An 18,344-nucleotide genomic window follows, 5' to 3' on the forward strand; every position below is an offset into this window, starting at 1 on the left:
TTGCATGGTGCAGGGCCCGTAGGCTAACCGTAACGCCAATGGCTGCTGGAGGCGGAGGCGGGAAGGGCTGGATCTATTTGCTGCTTGGCGGCGGTGTGGCCATCGCCGCCGCCACCGTTGGCCACGACGCGCTGCCCAAAGGGCTGGTCGCCGCGCTCTTGGGTCTGGGCGGTCTCGCTACCGTGTTCGGCAGCTGCGAGGCCATGATCAAGAGCGTGGAGGGCATCGGCCAGCGCGTGGGCTGGAACCCCTTCGTCGCCGGCACCATGGCCGGGCTCGCGTCCAACGTACCGGAGCTGGTGATGCTCGGCTTCGTGCTGGCCGCCGCGCCACGCATCGGCTTCATCGTCACCTGTCTCACGCTGCACGTGGGAGCGCTCTCCTTCGGTCTGTACAGCGGTTTTCTCCCGCGCGACGCCACCGGTCACGCGCCGCTGCCGGAACCGCTGGTGAAGATCAGCACGGACTTGTTCGCCGCCGCGGCGGGCGTGTTCCTCGGCTCCGGCCTGGTGATGCTCATGCTCCGCACCTTCAGCGCGGGGCAGCACAAGGGCGCGGGCCTCGGCGTGCCGGATCTCTACGTGCTCGGCATCGCGCTGCTGGGCGTGCAGGTCGTCGCCACATCCCAGCTCGTGAAGCACTTCAGCGGCGGCTCCGATGGCAAAAAGGAAGAAGGCGGAGAGCCGCCGCCGAGCTGGGGCGCCATCGCCGGCTTCGGCGCCATCGGTCTCGGCACCTCCGTGCTGGGCGGCCACGCCGTGGGGGACTTCGCCGACATCTTGGTGCGCAGCCTGGAGCAGGCCGGCTATCCGGAAATGGTCGGCGCGCTGCTACTGAGCGTGTTCGCCTCCGCCGGCGCGCTGGCCATGATCGTCACCTCCCACGCCAAGAAGATGTACGACGTGGCCCTCGCCTCCGCTGCCGGGCAGGTCAGCCAGGTGCCCTTCGTGGTGCTGCCCATCGCCATGATCCTGCTCGCCGTGCTGGCGCAGACTCACGTGGTGCCGGTCAGCGAGAGCGGCGCCGTGCTGCCCATCGACCTGGAGACCACCAGCGTGATGCTGCTCGCGTTTCCGCCCATGCTCCTCTTGTGGAAGGCCGTGCGGGACGACGGCAAGGTCAGCTGGGTGGAGACGGCGGCCATGGTGTGCGTCTTCGGCATCGTGGTCTACATGCTGGCCATGCATGGCTAAAGTTTGTCGGTCCGGCGCGAGCCCGTCGCGTGGCGCGAACGCGCGCCGAGGCGAAGTGGACGCGTGTCAGCGTGAGCGCGTCCAGTCTTCACAGTGAAGACCACGGATACGGCTGAATTCGCGGAGGTTGTTGGTGACGAGCGCGGCGCCCAGCGAAACGGCGTGAGCGCCGATGATCATGTCGAGGGGCCAATGGGCTTTCCGCGGTGCTCCAGATCCGCGCGGAGTGCGCGGTACTGAGTCGCGATGTCCTCCGGCAGAGGAAGAACCGGCATCACGTCGAGGAAGCGCTTGACCGCATCCCGACGCCGCGTGGTCGGTTTCTTCGCCAGAGCGAACTCGAGCTCCATTGCAGTAATGATCGAAACGGCGACGCTATCGCGCCGCAAGCGCGATAGCCGCGTCGGAACGTTTCCCGCGCGCGGAGGACCGACCATCAATCGAGGAGCTGGGGGCAGGTGTCGTGGGCTTTGAGGCAGGTGTTCCCGTCCGCGAAGAGCTTGCCGCAGTCGCTGCCCACGCAGCTGCAGCCCGTCACTTGCGTGCACGTGATGCCGTTCCATTTGAAGCCGAAGAAGCCGAAGCACTCACCCTGACCGATGGCGTTCTGCGCGGCGCAGTTGCACGAATTCATTGGGATGCACTGGGCCTTGGTTTCCGCGCAGGAGCCGCAGGCGGGGTCGCAGCACAAAAGCCCCGGAGCGCACGTGACGTTGCCGCAAGGCTCGCCGGGATCTGCGCAGCCCAGGGCCGGGCACCCTTGCCCCAGTGGGGCGCAGAGACCGCAGGTGGGATCGCAGCACTGCTCGCCCTGTTCACAGGTGACGTTGCCGCACTGTACCGGACCGCAATCCAAGCCGGCGCACGTCTCGCCCTCCTTGGCGCAGGTGCTGCAGCTTTCGTTGCAGCAGTATTCGCCGACGCCGCAGGTGACGTTGCCGCACTGCACGCCACCGCCGCCGCCGCTGCCGCCCACGGCGCCGCTGCCGCCCACGGCGCCGCTGCCGCCCACGGCGCCCGTTCCGCCGCTGTTGCCACCACTGCCGGAGCTGCCGGCGCCGCCATCCGGCGACGCGTTACCGCCGACGCTACCGCCGCAGCCGACGGCCAAGGTGAGGGACGCGAAGAGCAGGGCTTGGAGGATGCGCATGGCGCCGGACGAAAGCACGGCGCGTGCCAGGATCCCCGGACGAAAAGGCCGGGATCGACGGGGGCGAAGCTCGGCACGGTGGCACACCCCGGACGCAGACGTCGCGGCGCGAGGTTCCACTTCTTTGAATGCGCTTCGCGAACCCGACGGGGTTCGCGGCGGACCAACAATCAATCGAAATATTGAGGGCAGGTCTCGTGGTCTTTGATGCAGGCAGGCTCGTCCATGTAGAGCTTGTCGCAGTCGCTGCCGACGCAGCTGCAGCCGGACACGCCGACACAGCCGCCGCCCGTCCATTTGTACCCGAAGAAGCCGTCGCACAGGCCAGTGCCCTCGGCCTTCTGCGGCTCGCACGCGCAAGAGACGAGCCCCGCGCACTCCACCTTGGTGCTGGCGCACTGACCGCACGCGGGATCGCAACAGAACTGTCCCGCCGCGCAGGTGGTGTCGCCGCACTGCTGCCCTGGGCAACCCTGCGAGGGGGTGCACGCTTCGCCTTGCTTGGCGCAGGTGCCACAGCTCGCGTCGCAGCAGTATTCGCCGGCGCCGCAGGTCACGGCGCCGCAGGGGACCGGCTCGCAGGCGATGGCGACGCAGCCTTCACCCGGCTTGGCGCAAATGCCGCAGCTGGCGTTGCAGCAGTACTCGCCGGCGCTGCAGGTGGCGGTGCCGCACGCGGTTCCGCTGCCACCGCTGCTTCCTCCATTGCCGCTACTGCCGGCGCCGCCGTCGGCGGACGGATCGTCTTTGACGGTGCCGCCGCAACCGACGGCGAAGGTGAGGCACGCGAGCACGAGGGCGGGGAGGAGGCGCATGCTCCGTGTGTAGCAAGGCACGTGCCAGCGATTTTCCCGGGAGAATCGCCGCGCGCTGGCACCCGTGGCACACACCCGGGCGTGAGTGTCACCACTTGATGGCGACATCAGGCGGCTGGATCTCGGCGTCGGCGTGGGCCACGTCCACCGTGACCTTGGCGGTGACGCTCCCGTGCTTGGTCTTTTCCAGATCCAGCCCCTTCACCTTGGTGAGATCCACCCGAGGCACGACCTGCTCCGCTCGCAGAGCGCGGACCACTTCCGGCGGGCCGATGATGGTGACGTCCACCGTGCGGGGCGTGGTGACGGCGGTGGCCACACCCACCACGTCCACCGGGCGCTTGGTGAAGCGCGCTTCGCTCACGCGGCGAGCGATGGTGACGGTGACGGTGGCGTTCTTGGGGCCGATGTAGCTGATGCGGTTCGGCGGTGCGTCCATGGCGATGGGACGGCGGTACACGCCTTCCGTGAGGCCGGACACGTCGAAGGCGGCGAGGCGGACGAACTGCATGGTCTCCACCAGGCTCACCGGGCCGCGCACTGTCATCTGTTGCGGATCCACCTCGGGCTCGCCCTTCACCACGAAGCCCTCGGCTGGCTTTCCGGTGATGGAGGCCTGCACCGGGATCTGGCGGGTGACCACGTCCTGCCACTCGAGATCGATGCTCGGCGGGTCCACGATGGTGATTTCCACGTCCGGCGGCAGCGTGAACATGCCCGGCTCGAAGACCACGGTGTCCTTCTGGCCATCCCGGAGATCGATCTCCACGGGAGCAACGCCGGTCTGGATCAGGCGATCGATGGCGCGGGTGGAGCCCCGTAGGGTGACGTGAATGCTCGCCGGGATGGGGGTCATCAGCTCGCGCTTGGCCGAGTCCGGCGGCAGCCGCATGACCACACCCACCGGGATGGTGCGCTGCTGCTGATCCTCTTGCCCGCGCTGATACGCGAACAGCCCCAGGGCGAAGGTCATGGCCAGGAGCTTGAGCCCGAGGTTCGCGGTGAACGCCTCTCGGAACCAATCCGTGAGCATCTTGATCAGGCTGGTCACGAGGGATCACTCCCGCGCGACGAGCCGTCGTCCTCGGCGTCGTCGTCCCCGGTGCTGGAGATGCGGGGCGAGTCGCTCACGCGCGGCAACGGCGTGTGGATGATCTCGATGGCGCGGCTGGGCCCGCTGGGCCGGAGCGGCACCGTGCTGATGCGGCCCACCGAAGCGGGCGCGTCGTCCGTGGAGCTGACGCGAGGGCGCAGCGGTGCCGGCGGCTCGCTGTCCCGATCCCGCACCGAGACCGGCGCTTCTTCCTCTTGCTCTTCCGGTGCCGGCGGCTCGGGGGTGCGGCTCGGCGTTTCCGGTGCGGTGGTGGCGCGCTCGGATTCCGGCTTGGCGGAGGGGGGCGCCTCTGCCTCGGCGATGACGGAGCCGAGGGTGGGGCGCTTGCCGCCCTTGCGCTTCTTGCTGCGCACCTTGGGGCTGAAGATGGCCTCCAGCATGGCGCGGAGCTTGGGGCCATCGAGGTTGGAGGCGATGTTGCCGTTGAAGCAGAAGCTGATGGTGCCGCGCTCTTCGCTGACCACCACCACCACGGCGTCCGTCTCTTCCGTGATGCCCAGGGCGGCGCGGTGCCGGGAGCCGAAGCTCTCGTCCACCACGCGGGCTTCCGGCATGGGAAAGAACACGCCGGCCTTGGCGATGCGCAGGTTGCGGATGACCACGGCGCCGTCGTGGAGCTTGTTGATGCCCTCGGGGATGAACATGCTCACGAGCAGCTCGCGGGAGACGGCCGCGTCGATCACGTGGCCTTTGTGCGCGCCGACGAACTCGTCCAGGTTCGCGTCCTGCTCGAAGGTGATGATGGCGCCAATGCGGTGGCGTGCGAGCTCCGTGGCGGCTTCCACCACTTCGTCGATGACCTTGGACTCGTGAGAGCGGGTCAAGCTGCCGAGCCAGGCGCGGCTGCCCACGCGCATGAGTCCGCGGCGGATGTCGTTCTGGAACACCACCACGATGACCAGGATGATGCTGCTGATGAGGGCGCCCAGGATGCTGAGCACCGTGACCAGCTGCAGCCACTGCGCCACCAGGTAGAAGACGAACACCACGCCGAGGCCGACGCCGACCTGCATCGCGCGGGTGCCGCGCAGCACCAGCAGCGCGCGGTACACCACGTAGTAGACGAGCAGGATGTCCAGCGCGTCCCGCGCCAGCTGCGTGGGCGAACGCTGCGCGAAATACTCGCCGATCCGCTCAAGCACGGGCCACCTCCGGCGTGAGGGCGCGGGACATGCCGAGGGCCTGCCGTACGGCCGAGACGTCATGCACGCGGAGCACGCTGGCGCCGCGCGCGACGGCGGCCAAGCACGCGGCGATGGTGCCGCCCAGGCGCTCTTCGGGTGGCGCGCCGTCCAGCGCGGCGATGAACGACTTGCGGCTGGGTCCGACGACGAGGGGCGTGCCGTGCGACAGCTCGCTCAGCCGCGCCAAGAGCGTCAAGGACTGCTCGGCGTTCTTGGCGAAGCCGAGCCCGGGGTCGAGCCACACGTGGGCCTCGGTCATCCCAACGGCCAGTGCGCGATCCCGCGCGGCGCGCCATTCGCGAAGCACGTCCACCACGACGTCACCATAGCCGTCCTTGGGGTACTGCGAGAAGCCGGCCATGTTGCTCATCGGGCCGCGGGAGTGCATCACGATGAGGGGCGCGCCCGCGTGGGCTGCGACGCGCGCGAGCTCCGGGTCCGCGAGGCACGAGACGTCGTTCACGATCTCGGCGCCCAGCGCGAGGGCCTTGGCCGCCACCTCCGGCAGCGTGGTGTCGACGCTCACGCAGGCGCCGCGCGCGACGGCGTGCTCGAGGGCGGGCGTGATGCGCCGCAGTTGCTCCGCGGCAGCTACCGGCTCGGCACCCGGTCGCGTGGACTCGCCGCCGATGTCGATGATGTCCGCTCCTTCTTCGAGGAGCGCATCCACCCGCGCGATGCCGGCCGCCACCTGGTCGTAACGACCGCCGTCATAGAACGAGTCCGGCGTCGTATTGAGGACGCCCATCAGCGCGGCGCCCTTTTCGGCCACCGCGGATAGGATCAGGTCATCCGGACGCCCCACGAATACCGGGTAGCAAGACCTGGGCCGACGCGCAAGACACCGGGATTTCGAACGAAATATTTGTACGCTGGGACCAATTCGATTGCGGCCACCCCAGAATGCCTACTAGCGTCCGGTCGGGCGCCAGGCAGCGCCCGGGCGCCCAGAGCATGCTGCGCACTCGGGTAAGAGCCGGACCGGTTGCCGGCCTCGTGATGAGCCTGCTGTTCGCCTTGATTCTCACGGCGATTCAGGCAGGCGACCGGTATGTCCCGAGCTGGGCGCCGGTCTTCGGCAAACCTGCGCCCGTGACCCTGCGGGTTCCCTACGGGCCGCGCATCATCCGGGACCGGATGACGGGGCGGGCGGACCTCACCTACCTGCACGCCCGGGCCCTGGTGCCCATCGGCACCGTGCTGAACCCCAAGGCCGAGGCCCACTGGACGGCCTACATCTACGAGTCGCTCCACCGGCCCCCCCGCTGGCCGCGGCTGGCCGGCATCTACGCCATCTTCTTCACCCTCACCATGGCCCTGACGGCCTACCTGCGGAAGTTCGGCCAGAGCCGGCTCCGGCTGCTGCGGGTGCAGATCGGCGTGATCGTGAGCATGGGGCTCCTGGCCATCGTGGCCAAGGCGCTGCTGCTGTTCACGGCGTTACCCGAGTTTTGGATACCGCTGGCCGCGGTTCCGTTGTGGGTCTCCACCAGCTTCGACCGGCGCACGGCGTTTCTGGTCACCGTGGTGCTGGCGTTCATCATCGCCTCGCTCCTGGAGTTCGACCTGGTGCTGCTGTGCGTGATGCTGGCGCGAGGGATGGCGGCCACGCTGCTCTACTTCGACCGCAAGCACTCCCGGCAGATGCTCACCTCCGGGCTCTTCGCGGGGCTTTCGTCCGCCGCGCTGTACGTGGCCATCGTGATCACGTTCGAGGGTCACTTCGACGTGTGGGCGGACTTCATGCGGCTGGAGAGCTCGCAGCTCTTGGCCTGCTTGGGCGGCGGGCTGGTGGGCGGCGTGCTGGCCGCCATGGTGCGCTCGCCGGCGGCGCGGCTTCTGGGCAACGTGCCGCGGGAGCGGCTGCTGGACCTGTCGGATCTGGAGCAGCCCTTGCTCGTGCGTCTGTCTCACGAGGCCCCCGGCACCTACGAGCACTCGCGCGCCATGGCGAACCTGGCGGAGCAGGCGGCCAGCGCCATCGGCGCCGATGCGTTGCTCACGCGGGTGGGCGCCTACTATCACGACCTGGGAAAGACGGCGCAGGCGAAGTACTTCGTCGAGAACCTGAGCCCCGACGAACGCTCACCCCACGACGACCTCGATCCCGAGGTGAGCGCGGACGCGATCATGGCGCACGTGGTGATGGGCACCAAGATCCTCCGGGAGGGCGGCATCCCCGAGCCCGTGGTGGAGTTCGCCTACACCCATCACGGCACGCAGCTGGTCGAGTACTTCTGGAACAAGTGCCTGCAGCAGGGCAATCCCAAGGAGCTCGACGAAAGCCACTTCCGCTATCCGGGCATGAAGCCGCAGACGAAGGAAACCGCCATCTTGATGCTGGTGGACTCCATCGAAGCCGCGAGCCGCACCATCGATCCGCCGGAGCGCCAAGCCTTCGAGCACATGATCGAGCGGGTGGTGTTCACCAAGCTGAAGTCGGGACAGGTCGACGAGTCCGGCCTGGAGATGACGGATCTGCGCATCATCATCAATCGCATGGCGGACACGCTCGTGAACATGCACCACCACCGCATCAAGTATCAGTGGCAGGCGCAGCGCGCGGAGGAGTTCGGCGTGCCTTCCAACGCCGTGCGGGATTCCGCTCCGGACATCGAGGTGTCCCGGCCGGAGAGCATGGTGGCGCCGCCGGCACCGGAAGCCGGCGTGGAGCTCACGCCCACGCTGAGCGCGACGGAGCTTCCCGAGGTGGCCCCCGTGCCGAAGCCCGAGGACGAGCCGTCGTGAGCGAAGAGCAGAGCTTCATGAAAGCGGCGTTCTTCGGCGTCGTGGCCGAAGAGCTCATCTTTCCGTTCCCCGCGCTGTCACGGGAAGAGAAGGACGGCCTGCGCGCGCTGCTCGAGCAGCTCCGGCGCTTCTTGGATGCGGAGGTGGACTCTGCCGCCATCGATCGCAATCGCGAGATCTCCGATCGCGTCTTGGGTGAGCTCCGGGAGTTCGGGCTCTACGGCTTGGGCGTTCCCGAGCAGTATGGCGGCACCGGTTTGGGTCAGACCGCCCACGCCCGGGTGATCCAGGAGCTGGCCGCGGCGGACGCTTCCCTGGGCTTGATGCTCGCGACCCACGGCGCCATCGCAGCTCGGAGCTTGGTCACCTTCGGCAGCGCGGAGCAGAAGCAGAGGTACTTGCCGCGCCTCGCCACCGGCGAGCTGCTCGGCGCCTTTGCTCTCACCGAGCACGCGTCGGGCACGGATGCCGCGACCATTCGCACCGAGGCTCGCTACGACGACGAAGCCAAGGTGTGGCGCCTGAGCGGAACCAAGCCGTGGGTCACCAACGGGGATCGCGCAGGGCTCATCACGGTGTTCGCGCGCACCAGCCGTCCGGATCAGGGCCACAAGCCACGGCTCACGGCGTTCTTGGTGGAGCGCGCTCCGGGCGTGGAGTCCGGTCGCCAGCACAAGACGCTGGGCGTGCGCGGCGTGGCGGTGACGCCCGTGCACTTCGACGAAGTCGTGCTCGGTCCCGAGGCCGTGCTGGGGGAAGTGGGCAAGGGCTACAAGGTGGCCATGGCGGTGCTCAACGATGCCCGCCTGGTGCTCTCTGCCGCGATGTTCGGTCAGGCCCGTGCCATCATCAATCGCATCGTTTCCCACGTGCAGGAGCGCCGGAGCTTCGGCCGCGTGATCGGAGAGTTTCCCATCTTGAAGGACAAGGTCGCCAAGATGATGGCGGACGCCTTCGCGGTGGAGTCCATGACCTACCTCACGACCGGTCTCGCCGACCGCGGCGTGGAGGACTACTCGCTGGAGAGCGGCATTTGTCGCATCGCCAGCGTGGAAGCCCTGTGGCGGGTGGTGAACGAGGCCATGCAGATCGTGGCGGGCCGCGGCTACGTGGAGACGGACGCCCTCGAGCGCCATCTGCGCGACGCTCGCGTGGGCTTCGTGCTCGACGGCACCAACGAGACCCTGCGCTGCTTCGTCGCGCTGGCCGGGCTGCGGGGCCCGGGAGAAAAGCTCGCCGAGGTGGAGAGCGCGATGTACGAGCCGCTCAAGAGCTTCGGACTCTTGCGACGGTTCGCACCGCAGAAGCTCCGGGAGGCCCTGCGGCGGGAGCGGCTGACGCGCGCGCATCCGCTGCTGGCGCGGGAAGTGGTGATGTTCGAAGAGGCGACGGAAGCGCTGCATCAAAGCGCCACCCGAGCCCTCAAGGACCACGGCCGCGAGATCGCGGAGATGCAGTACACGCAGAAGCGCCTGGCGAACGTGGCCATCGACCTCTACGCGCTGGCCGCTTGCCTTTCCCGCGCCTCGGCCGCCATCGCCAGCCGGGGGGAAGGGGGCGCCCGCCGCGAGATCGATCTCGTCACCATGTTCGCGACCGCTGCCCAGGGCCGCATGCGCGCTCACCTCGGGCGGCTCGAGCACAACGACGACGAGCTCCGCAAAGAGATCGCTGCACGCACCTACACCGACAAGGGCTACCCCTTCGACGTATTCTAGCAGGTTGTGAGATGCGCTCGAGTTTGTCGGTCCGCCGCGGTCGCCGCCCCGCCGCCCGCGCTACTGCACACGGACCGCCGCGACGAAACCGCGGTTCGCCCAGTCTTGGAACCACTCGCCCAGCGAGGCCTCGAGAGTGCTCTCGGCCTCGGGCACCTCGGTCAGGGCGCGCTCGCAGGCGGGCTCGAGCGGAAGTCCATCGGCGAGCGCCGAGAGCAGGGCGAAGGCCGTGTCCGTGAGGACCTGATGGAACATGTTGCGGTTCTTCGCGCGGTACACCACGAGCTTCTGCGGCTCGCGCTCGGGGATGGCGACGGCGCTGCCGTTTGCGGTGCGAAGCTCTCGGCGCAGACTGGCCACGGGGTAGCTCACGGCGAGCAGGCGCAGAGCGGGGGTGAGCTCGAGACGCGCCTGGGGCCAGTCCGGGTCGGCGATGCTTGCCAGGGCCATGGGGTCGAGGGGCGGGGAGTCCGCGGCGTCGAAGACCTCGACGTAGCACCATTCCACCCGCGCCATGTCGACGCAGAGCTCGTGGTGATCGAGCCAGGTCTGCGCTTCCACGTAGGCCGGTAGCTCTTTGCCCAGGTCCCGCAGGGTGAAGCTCTTGGGCGGATGCGCTTCCAGGTAGCCCTCCACCAAGCGCTCCCAGGCCTGCTGTCCGATGACGCCGGCCAGTCCTTCGAAGTCCTCGAGCAAGCAGCTGGTGTGGCGCAGCCAGAATTGCTCCCGATAGATCTCGAGCTGCTCCTCGGGGCGCACGCGATCGTTGCCCGTGAGCTCCACTCGCGCTCGTTCCACCAGAGCGGGGTCCTTTTCGACGGCCCGGCGACGCTGAAGCGCATCCGCCATCCAGCGTTGGAGATCCGCGAGCTCGCTCACGGTGTCGCCTCGTCGGTGGCGGCGCTCTCGCGCGGCCCACCTTGTTGCCAGCCGTGCGGACCGTTCGGCGCGGCGCGTCGCTCGAAGCGATAGGGCTCCGGGCGCGGGGGCACGGCGCCGGCGGGGAGCCCCCGGGCGACGCGCGCCGCGCGCGCCGCGAGGGCCTCGTTCCGCGCGCCGCGGGCTTTTTCTGCTTCGGCGAGCAACACCGGCAGCTCCGGGATGTGATCGTCCCACTCGATCAGCGTGGACACGGGCCCCGTGCGCTCGATGGTCTCGCGGTACAGCTCCCACACTCGATCGATGACGTGGCCGTCGTGGGTGTCGATGATGTAGCGGCCCAAGTTGGTGTGCCCTGCCAGGTGGATCTGCACGATGCGATGATGCGGCACGTTCTTCACGAACTCGAAGGGATCGAAGTCGTGGTTGTAGGCGGACACGTAGACGTTGTTCACGTCGAACAAGAGACCGATGTCGGCGCGCTCCGCCACTTCCGACACGAACTCCCACTCCGGCATCGTGCTCTGCTGGTAGCTGAGGTAGCTGGAGGTGTTTTCCAGGGCGAAAGGGACTTCCAGAAAGTCTTGGATCTGCCGTGCGCGCTCTGCGACGAGCTTCACGGCTTCCGCGGTGTACGGCAACGGCAAGAGGTCATGCAGATTGACGTCTGCCGCGCCGCCCCAACAAAAATGATCGCTGACCCATGGGGATTTCACGCGGCGCAGCACCTGCTTGAGGCGGCGCAGGTAATCTTGGTTCAGCGGCTCGACGCTGCCGATGCCGAGGGACACGCCGTGTTGCACGACGCGGTAGCTCTCGAGCACGGCGTCGAGGTGGTAGAGCGGCTTGCCGCCCTCGACCATGAAATTTTCGCTGATGATCTCGAAGAAGTCGACGGAGGGACGTTGTTCGAGAATGGCGCGGTAGTGAGGCACGCGTAGCCCGACGCCGACGCCGAGATCGGGCGTGCCCAGTCGGGGAGACTTGTCTTCGGTCATGGAAGCTCAGCGAGCAGAAATACCACGGCCCGCTTCGACGCTCTCGAAGCGGGCCGCGACGGTCACCAACCTGTGGTCGGGCTCACTGGGGGCAGTGGGCGTTGCAGCCGCCCTGACCCTTGCAGCCGTTCTGGCCGGCGCACTCGTTCTTGCCCTCGACGGCGCAGCCGCCCTTGCCCTTGCACTCGTTCTTGCCCTTGCAGCACTCCTTGGCGCCGGCAGCGGCAGCGGCCGGATCTCCGGCGGCGGGTGCCTCGGCGGAGGGTTGGCTACCTCCACAGGCGCTGAGGGCGCCGAGCATGAGCCCGGTCGAGGCGGCGGTCGCGATCGTTTTGGAAAGATTGAATGCCATCCACGCTTCTCCTGTTCGGTTGTCCCGGAAAGCTCCGGAAGGTATCTCTACCCCTCGGTAGCTCGCATACGGTGGCCTTTCCGAATCGGTTTCGAAAGGGCCGAGTGAGTGTAACTGGTAGGATTGTCGAACGGCCAGGTTCCGCACAAATTGTCCGGCCGTCCAGCTTCAATCCAAAACTACGAGTGATCAGCGGACTCGGATCGGTCGGGAGAACTTCCATGTGGCCCAAGAACAGCCCTCCTCAGGCTTTTCGCGCTCGTCGTGAGCGCCTCACGGCGAAGCTCGCCGAGCCCGCGCTGCTGGCATCCGGATTCGCTCGCCCCCGGAACTTTCCGAACAATCGTTTTCCTTTCCGGGCGGAGAGTCACTTCCTCTACTTGATCGGTCGCCACATCGAAGGCGCAGGGCTCTTGCTTCGTCCCGAGGGTGCGGTGCTGTACGCGCCAGCGCCGGATCCGGCGGAGGCGATGTGGACCGGGCCGGCGCCCTCCCTCGACGCGCTCGCGAAGGAGCTCGAGATCGAGGTGAGGAGCGTGGACGATCTGGCCGTGCCCGCGGGCACGGCGACACTTCCGGCTCAAGATCTGGAGACCACGGTGTGGCTCGCGGAGGCGCTGGACCGAGATTTGGAAGCGGGTGGCGGCGCGGACGTGGAGGGTGCGGATCTGCGACTCGCGGAGGCGATGATCGAGACTCGGCTCTCGCACGACGAGGCCGCCGTGGCGCAGCTGCGGCAAGCGGCCGAGGCGACGGCGGACGCGCACGTGGCCGGCATGGCGGCGACGGAGCCGGGGCTCAGGGAAGCCGACGTGCGGGCCGCGATGGAGGCGCGCATCATCGCCAGCGGCATGACGTGCTCCTATGGGTCGATCGTCACGGTGCACGGCGAGGTGCTGCACAACGAGACCCACACGCATCGCTTGGGAGAGCGCGATCTGGTGCTGGCGGACGTTGGCGCGGAAACCCCGGAAGGCTGGGCGGGGGACGTCACGCGCACCTGGCCGACCACGGGGCGCTTCTCGTCGACGCAGCGGGCGCTGTACGAAGCGGTGCTCTCGGCGCAGCGCGCCGCGCTCGAGCGCGTGGGGCCCGGGGTCCGCTACTTGGACGTGCATCGCGCGGCGGGGCATGCGCTGGTGGCGGCACTGGTGGAGCTCGGCATCTTCCGCGGCGATCCCGAGGACCTGTACGCGCGCGGGGCTGCCGGCGTGTTCTTTCCCCATGGCGTGGGGCACCTCTTGGGCCTCGACGTTCACGACATGGAGGACCTGGGGGACCGAGCGGGTTACGCGGCGGGGCGCAGCCGAGCGGAGTCGCGTGGCGACCGCTTCTTGCGATTGGACCGCGACTTGGCGCCCGGCATGGCGGTCACCATCGAGCCTGGTTTCTATCAGATCCGGCAGATCCTCGAGAACGCCGAGGAGCTCGGAGACGTGGCCGACGCGTTGAACACCGCGGAGCTCGCGCGCTTCGCGGACGTGCGCGGCATTCGCATCGAGGACGACGTGCTGATCACGGAGACGGGCTCGGAGGTGCTGACCGCGGCGATTCCGAAGACCATCGCCGAAGTGGAAGCCGCGGTGCGCTGAGTCAGGCGCCGGCGCGGGCGACGCGCTCTTCTGCGGTCCGAACGGCGTCGGACCAACTCGGGTCGACCGGCGAGACCAAGCTCACCACGTCTTCCACGGCGGCGCCCGCGTCCAGGGCCTCCCGCGCCTGGGCGGATCCCGTGAGCAGATCGAAGGCGGGGATCTCCGCTTCGAACTCGTAGGCGTGAGTGCGGAATGCGAAGTGGTCGGGAGCTTGGCGCTTGGCCAGAGCCAGCAGCGTGAGATAGGCGGCGACGGGCCGGAAGATACCGGGCTCCGTCACCTGCAGCAGGATGCCGCTGCACGTCTCTCCGGCGTGCTTCTCGAAGCTCGGCCGGAACCGCGCCGGGCGCACCTGGGCGCCGGGGACGCCGTGCTCGTTCACGGCCTGCGCCAGCTCCTCCCCGTTCAAGAAGGGGGCGCCGACGAGCTGGAAGGGAAGCGTGGTACCGCGGCCTTCCGACAGGTTCGTGCCTTCGACCAAGCAGCCGCCGGGATACACCAGCGCCGTTTCGAGCGTCGGCATGTTGGGGGATGGCGGCGCGAAGGGGCGATTCCACGCGCTGGCCGTGTGATGGCGCTCCCAGCCGACGGTGCGCACCACGGAGAGTGCGCCGGCGGCGCCGAGCGCGTGACCGTCGCGTTCGATGAACAGCGCGAGGATCTCGCCGACGGTCAGACAGTGACGGATCGGCAGCGGCTCCAGCCCGACGAAGGAGGTGAATCCCTCCGCCTGGGGCGCGCCCTCGAGATAGCTCGGATCTCCGCTGAGGGGGTTCGGGCGATCGAGCACCACCACGTGCACTCCTGCGGCGGCGGCGGCCCGGGCGGCGAGGAGCGCCGTCCAGACGTAGGTGTAGTAGCGCGCGCCAACGTCCACGAGGTCGACGACCAGGACGTCGATGCTTCCGAGATCCTCCGCCGTGGGCGACAGCGACTCGCGCGTCTTGCCGTACAGGCTCACCACGCGGGCGCCGTCCTGATCGCCGGCGTCCACGACCGCTTCTTCCGCCTGCGCCAATCCATCGAGGCCGTGCTCCGGGGAGAAGACCACGGCGACGCTGACGCCGAGCTCGTCCAGCACCGCAAGCGTTGGTCGCCCGCGCCGATCCACGGCCGCTGCGTGGGTCAGCACGCCCACCCGTGCGTCGCGCAACCGCCGACGAAGTGCCGTGAGCTGTCCCCCGAGGACCTGGTCGATACCGCAAAGCATGGCGGATTTCCTATCAGATTCGGGAGGATACGGAAACGGAGCGCGCGGTATGCAATCAGTTGCGGGCGAAAGGGGCCTGGTATAACTTTTTTTCGCAGTGCGGCGTGTCCTGGTAGTCGACGACGAGGAAAACCTCCGGCTGGTGCTCAAGACCTTGTTGCGCCGCAACGGCTACGAGGTGGAGACCGCGGAGAGCGGCGAGGAGGCCTTGGGGTTGGTGGAGACCTTCGGCCCGGATTTCGTGCTCACGGACGTGCGCATGCCGAAGATGGGGGGCCTCGATTTGCTGGCCACCCTGAAGGCCAAGGGTAACGACGCCACCGTCATCGTGATGAGCGCCTATGGCAACACGGACCTCGCCATCGAGGCGATGAAGGGCGGCGCCTACGACTACGTCCAGAAGCCGTTCAAGCCCGACGAGGTCGTGTTGGCGCTGCGCAAGGCGGAGGAGCGCGAGCTCTTGCGGCGGGAGAATCGCGCGCTGCGGGAGGAGATCCGCAAGGAGAACAAGTTCGAGGACATCCTGGCCAAGAGCGGGAAGATGCAGGACATCTTCCGAACCATCGCAAAGATCGCCGAGTACAAGACCACCGTGCTCGTCTCCGGCGAGAGTGGCGTGGGCAAGGAGCTGGTGGCACGGGCGATTCACCAGCGCAGCAGCCGACGGGGCGGCAGCTTCGTCGCGGTGAACTGCGGCGCGATCCCCGAGAACCTCCTGGAGAGCGAGCTCTTCGGCCACAAGAAAGGGGCGTTCACCGACGCCGTCGCCGACCGCCGGGGTCTGTTCGAGGAAGCAACCGGCGGCACGCTGTTCCTGGACGAGATCGGCGAGCTGCCTTTGGGACTGCAGGTGAAGCTGCTCCGGGTGCTCGAGGACGAGAAGATCCGGCGCGTGGGCGAGACGCGGGACGTCAAGGTGGACGTGCGCATCATCGCCGCCACCCATCGCGACTTGATGGCCGAGACCAAGGCGGGGCGTTTTCGCGAGGATTTGTTCTATCGCCTCAACGTGCTGCCGATCCACGTTCCGCCGCTGCGCGATCGCCGAGAGGACATTCCCCTGTTGGTGGAGCATTTCGTCACCCGCAACAACGCTCGCCTGGGGACCAACATCCGCGGCCTCGACAGCGAATGCCGTCGGCTGCTCTACGAGTACTCGTGGCCGGGTAACGTGCGTGAGCTGGAGAACACCATCGAGCGGGCGATGGTCCTGGCGGAGGGGGACCAGCTGGTGGCGGCGGACCTGCCAGAGCGCATTCGCGAGGCGCGGGACCCGGTCCAGATGCAGCTCTCCAGCGGTGAGCTGTCGGTGAAGAAGACCATGCGAATCATCGAGGAAATCCTGATTCGGCGGGCCTTGCAGAAGACCAAAGGCAACCGCACGCGGGCCGCCGAGGTCCTGGAAATCAGCCACCGCGCCCTGCTCTACAAGATCAAGGACTACCAGATCACCGACCTGTGACCGGGCATCGGTCACCACGGGCTTGGACCGGGCCCCGGCCCTTCGGTAGGATTCGCGCCATGCGCAAGGTCACTCTGGGATTCGCGTTCCTCTTCGTCGCCGCTTGCGGGCCCTCCTACGGAGGCCAGGGCGTCAAGACGCCCGAAGAAATCGTCGCCGAGCAAGAGCAAATGGGGGCGGAGCAGGAGGCGCAGGAAAAGGACTATCAAGGCTCCGCCGAGGAGACGGACTTGGAGAAGAAAGCCAAGTTCGACAAGAAGCAGACGGAGCTGGAGCTCAAGCGCGCCGAGCGTTCGGGTGAGACGTGCCCGGGTGTCGTCACCGAAGAGGGACCGACGGGGACGGCTCACGTGACGCTGCTGTTCGCCAACGACGGCCACGTGAAGGACGCCTCCATCGCCGCGCCCTTCGAGGGAACGCAGGTGGGCAACTGCGTGCTGAACGCGATGAAGGCGGTCATCGTTCCGCGCTTCACCGGACCCGAAGAGACCGTGGAGTGGGAAGTTCACGTCGAAGCGAAGGCCGACGACTCCGCGGACGACAAGAAGAAGAAGTGAGGCTCAGCGCCCGCGGGCGACGCGCTCGTTCGCCCGCGGGACGGCCCGCGCCACCTCGGTGAAGTTGCGTCCGAGGGGGATGCCGTACTGGTCTTCTACCTCCACCCGAACGACCCACGGGCCTGGGGTATCGGCGGGTGGAACCGTGGCCCAAAGGCCGTCGTCGCGCTTTTCCACGTCCAGCTCCACGGGCTCCACGCCGACCAACACGCGAACGTGCGGTTCGATCCACGCGGGGGCGGCGGCGCCCTCCCGATCGCGAAGGGCGACGCGGACATGGAGCGCTTGGTCGGGCCACACGGCGTTCTTGGGCGTGAACGAAATGCGGGCTTCGATGCCACGGGGCTCCACGCGGGTTCGGGCCAGCTCGAAGGAACCGGGCGCGTGGAAGTAGACCGTGGTCGGTCGATTCTCCGGCAGCTGAATGGCTCCATGGGCGCGGAAGAACCTGCCCTCGGCGCCGTAGCTCACGTTCAGGCCGGTGCTGCCCTCGAAGCTCACGGCCTGTCCGCGTCCCAGGCGGACCACACCCCGAGCATCCACGAAGGAGCCTTCCGGCACGACCGCTTGCACGACGTACATGGCCAACGGTTTCGAGGGCGTGCCCGGAAGTCCGAGCTCGTCGAGAGGTGTGACCACGAGCTCGTGGCGCCCCGTGGGTAGTCTCGTGCTCGGAAGCGTGGCGGTCTTCGTCAGGAACTGCTGCTCCCCCAGGGTCACGCTGTAGCTCTTGCCGGTGGCGGTCCAGGCCACGCCGCTCACGTTCGCGATGCCCGCGTTGGCGACCCATACCCGAGACCCGCCCTGGAAGACCGGAGCCGCCGGAATGGGCCGGTCGCTGAGCGTTCCTTCGCGGTCGATGCCGATGCGACGCCCAGCGGCCACGGCTGCGTAGGGTCCACCGCCGGTGGAGAGCAGCACTTCAGCGTCGCTGTTGAGCACCGCGTGCTCGGCGCCGCGATGTGCGAGCGCCGCGTGCCCGTGGCGCACGATGGCGCTTACCTTGTCCGTCGTCGTGAGCAGCACCGCCGTTTCCGATCCCGCCGTGTCCACGTACGCGGTGCCCGTGACCAGCACCATGGTGTAGGTGCGCGTGGGCTTTCCCGGCGACAGCTGGAGATACTGCGGCGTTCGGAACATGCGGATGCTGCTACCGGCGGCCAGCCGGACCTTTGCCTTGCCGGGCATCTCCCAGGTGGAGCCGTCCTTGCCGACGTCGTACAGAACGCCGCGCATGCTCACGCTGCCGGCAACGAGGTGGGGGCGATTGGGGGCTGCGGAGCTCGTGCCCCCCACGAGCAGCGCGGCAATGAGTCCCAAAATGGTCGTCGCTTTAACCACGACGCCTAGAACGGCGTTCAGTACAGGA

Annotated in this window: 17 protein-coding genes; 6 read left to right on the top strand and 11 right to left on the bottom strand. The window is 68.0% G+C overall.

The genetic code is table 11. The features are described from left to right. Window positions 1-38: 38 nt before the first annotated feature. A complete protein-coding gene (locus H6717_01325; GenBank protein ID MCB9575651.1) occupies window positions 39-1,193 on the top strand; it encodes a hypothetical protein in 1,155 nt (384 codons plus the stop codon). Window positions 1,194-1,369: 176 nt separating this feature from the next. Here the strand turns inward: H6717_01325 and H6717_01330 are convergent, their stop codons facing one another. From H6717_01330 to folP, 6 genes are all read right to left on the bottom strand, one after another. After that, complete coding sequence (locus H6717_01330; GenBank protein MCB9575652.1) at window positions 1,370-1,543, bottom strand: hypothetical protein; 174 nt, start codon at window positions 1,541-1,543, stop codon at window positions 1,370-1,372. 86 nt (window positions 1,544-1,629) lie between these two features. Further along, complete coding sequence (locus H6717_01335) at window positions 1,630-2,343, bottom strand: hypothetical protein (GenBank protein ID MCB9575653.1); 714 nt, start codon at window positions 2,341-2,343, stop codon at window positions 1,630-1,632. A gap of 170 nt (window positions 2,344-2,513) precedes the next feature. Then, window positions 2,514-3,158 carry a hypothetical protein gene (locus H6717_01340; GenBank protein ID MCB9575654.1) on the bottom strand — a complete coding sequence of 215 codons (645 nt, stop codon included), beginning with the start codon at window positions 3,156-3,158 and terminating at the stop codon, window positions 2,514-2,516. A gap of 88 nt (window positions 3,159-3,246) precedes the next feature. Then, window positions 3,247-4,209, bottom strand: a complete 963-nt coding sequence (locus tag H6717_01345) for a YbbR-like domain-containing protein (protein ID MCB9575655.1) — start codon at window positions 4,207-4,209, stop codon at window positions 3,247-3,249. Beyond that, a complete protein-coding gene (locus H6717_01350; protein ID MCB9575656.1) occupies window positions 4,206-5,477 on the bottom strand; it encodes a TIGR00159 family protein in 1,272 nt (423 codons plus the stop codon). The genes H6717_01345 and H6717_01350 overlap by 4 nt, the downstream gene beginning before the upstream one ends. After that, complete coding sequence (folP, locus tag H6717_01355; GenBank protein MCB9575657.1) at window positions 5,407-6,204, bottom strand: dihydropteroate synthase; 798 nt, start codon at window positions 6,202-6,204, stop codon at window positions 5,407-5,409. Before folP ends, H6717_01350 begins: the two co-directional genes overlap by 71 nt. Window positions 6,205-6,359: 155 nt before the next feature. On the opposite strand from folP, the gene H6717_01360 reads away from it, so the two are divergent. Both H6717_01360 and H6717_01365 read left to right on the top strand, forming a co-directional pair. Beyond that, window positions 6,360-8,204: an HDIG domain-containing protein gene (locus H6717_01360; protein MCB9575658.1), complete on the top strand. Its 1,845-nt coding sequence runs from the start codon at window positions 6,360-6,362 to the stop codon at window positions 8,202-8,204. A gap of 17 nt (window positions 8,205-8,221) precedes the next feature. Then, window positions 8,222-9,922 carry an acyl-CoA dehydrogenase family protein gene (locus tag H6717_01365; protein MCB9575659.1) on the top strand — a complete coding sequence of 567 codons (1,701 nt, stop codon included), beginning with the start codon at window positions 8,222-8,224 and terminating at the stop codon, window positions 9,920-9,922. 60 nt (window positions 9,923-9,982) lie between these two features. On the opposite strand, the gene H6717_01370 is transcribed toward H6717_01365, so the two are convergent. The 3 genes from H6717_01370 to H6717_01380 all read right to left on the bottom strand — a co-directional run bounded on the left by H6717_01370 (window position 9,983) and on the right by H6717_01380 (window position 12,151). Then, the gene (locus H6717_01370; protein ID MCB9575660.1) at window positions 9,983-10,801 is read right to left on the bottom strand and encodes a putative DNA-binding domain-containing protein; all 819 of its coding nucleotides are present in this window, start codon (window positions 10,799-10,801) and stop codon (window positions 9,983-9,985) included. Continuing rightward, entirely contained in the window at window positions 10,798-11,799 is a 1,002-nt protein-coding gene (locus tag H6717_01375; protein MCB9575661.1) for a DUF692 domain-containing protein, read from the bottom strand. Before H6717_01375 ends, H6717_01370 begins: the two co-directional genes overlap by 4 nt. Window positions 11,800-11,881: 82 nt before the next feature. Next, entirely contained in the window at window positions 11,882-12,151 is a 270-nt protein-coding gene (locus tag H6717_01380; protein MCB9575662.1) for a hypothetical protein, read from the bottom strand. A gap of 221 nt (window positions 12,152-12,372) precedes the next feature. Here H6717_01380 and H6717_01385 point away from each other — a divergent pair, with 221 nt between their 5' ends. Continuing rightward, window positions 12,373-13,743, top strand: coding sequence for an aminopeptidase P family protein (locus H6717_01385; GenBank protein ID MCB9575663.1), 1,371 nt, complete (start codon window positions 12,373-12,375; stop codon window positions 13,741-13,743). A 1-nt stretch (window position 13,744) separates the two neighbouring features. On the opposite strand, the gene H6717_01390 is transcribed toward H6717_01385, so the two are convergent. Then, entirely contained in the window at window positions 13,745-14,956 is a 1,212-nt protein-coding gene (locus tag H6717_01390; protein MCB9575664.1) for a DUF1343 domain-containing protein, read from the bottom strand. 97 nt (window positions 14,957-15,053) lie between these two features. On the opposite strand from H6717_01390, the gene H6717_01395 reads away from it, so the two are divergent. Further along, window positions 15,054-16,418, top strand: a complete 1,365-nt coding sequence (locus H6717_01395; GenBank protein MCB9575665.1) for a sigma-54-dependent Fis family transcriptional regulator — start codon at window positions 15,054-15,056, stop codon at window positions 16,416-16,418. 59 nt (window positions 16,419-16,477) lie between these two features. After that, the gene (locus H6717_01400) at window positions 16,478-16,975 is read left to right on the top strand and encodes a hypothetical protein (protein ID MCB9575666.1); all 498 of its coding nucleotides are present in this window, start codon (window positions 16,478-16,480) and stop codon (window positions 16,973-16,975) included. A 3-nt stretch (window positions 16,976-16,978) separates the two neighbouring features. Here the strand turns inward: H6717_01400 and H6717_01405 are convergent, their stop codons facing one another. Then, complete coding sequence (locus tag H6717_01405) at window positions 16,979-18,316, bottom strand: hypothetical protein (GenBank protein ID MCB9575667.1); 1,338 nt, start codon at window positions 18,314-18,316, stop codon at window positions 16,979-16,981. Window positions 18,317-18,344: the final 28 nt, after the last annotated feature.

The sequence above is a fragment of the Polyangiaceae bacterium genome (assembly GCA_020633235.1).
Lineage (GTDB): Bacteria > Myxococcota_A > Polyangia > Polyangiales > Polyangiaceae > JACKEA01.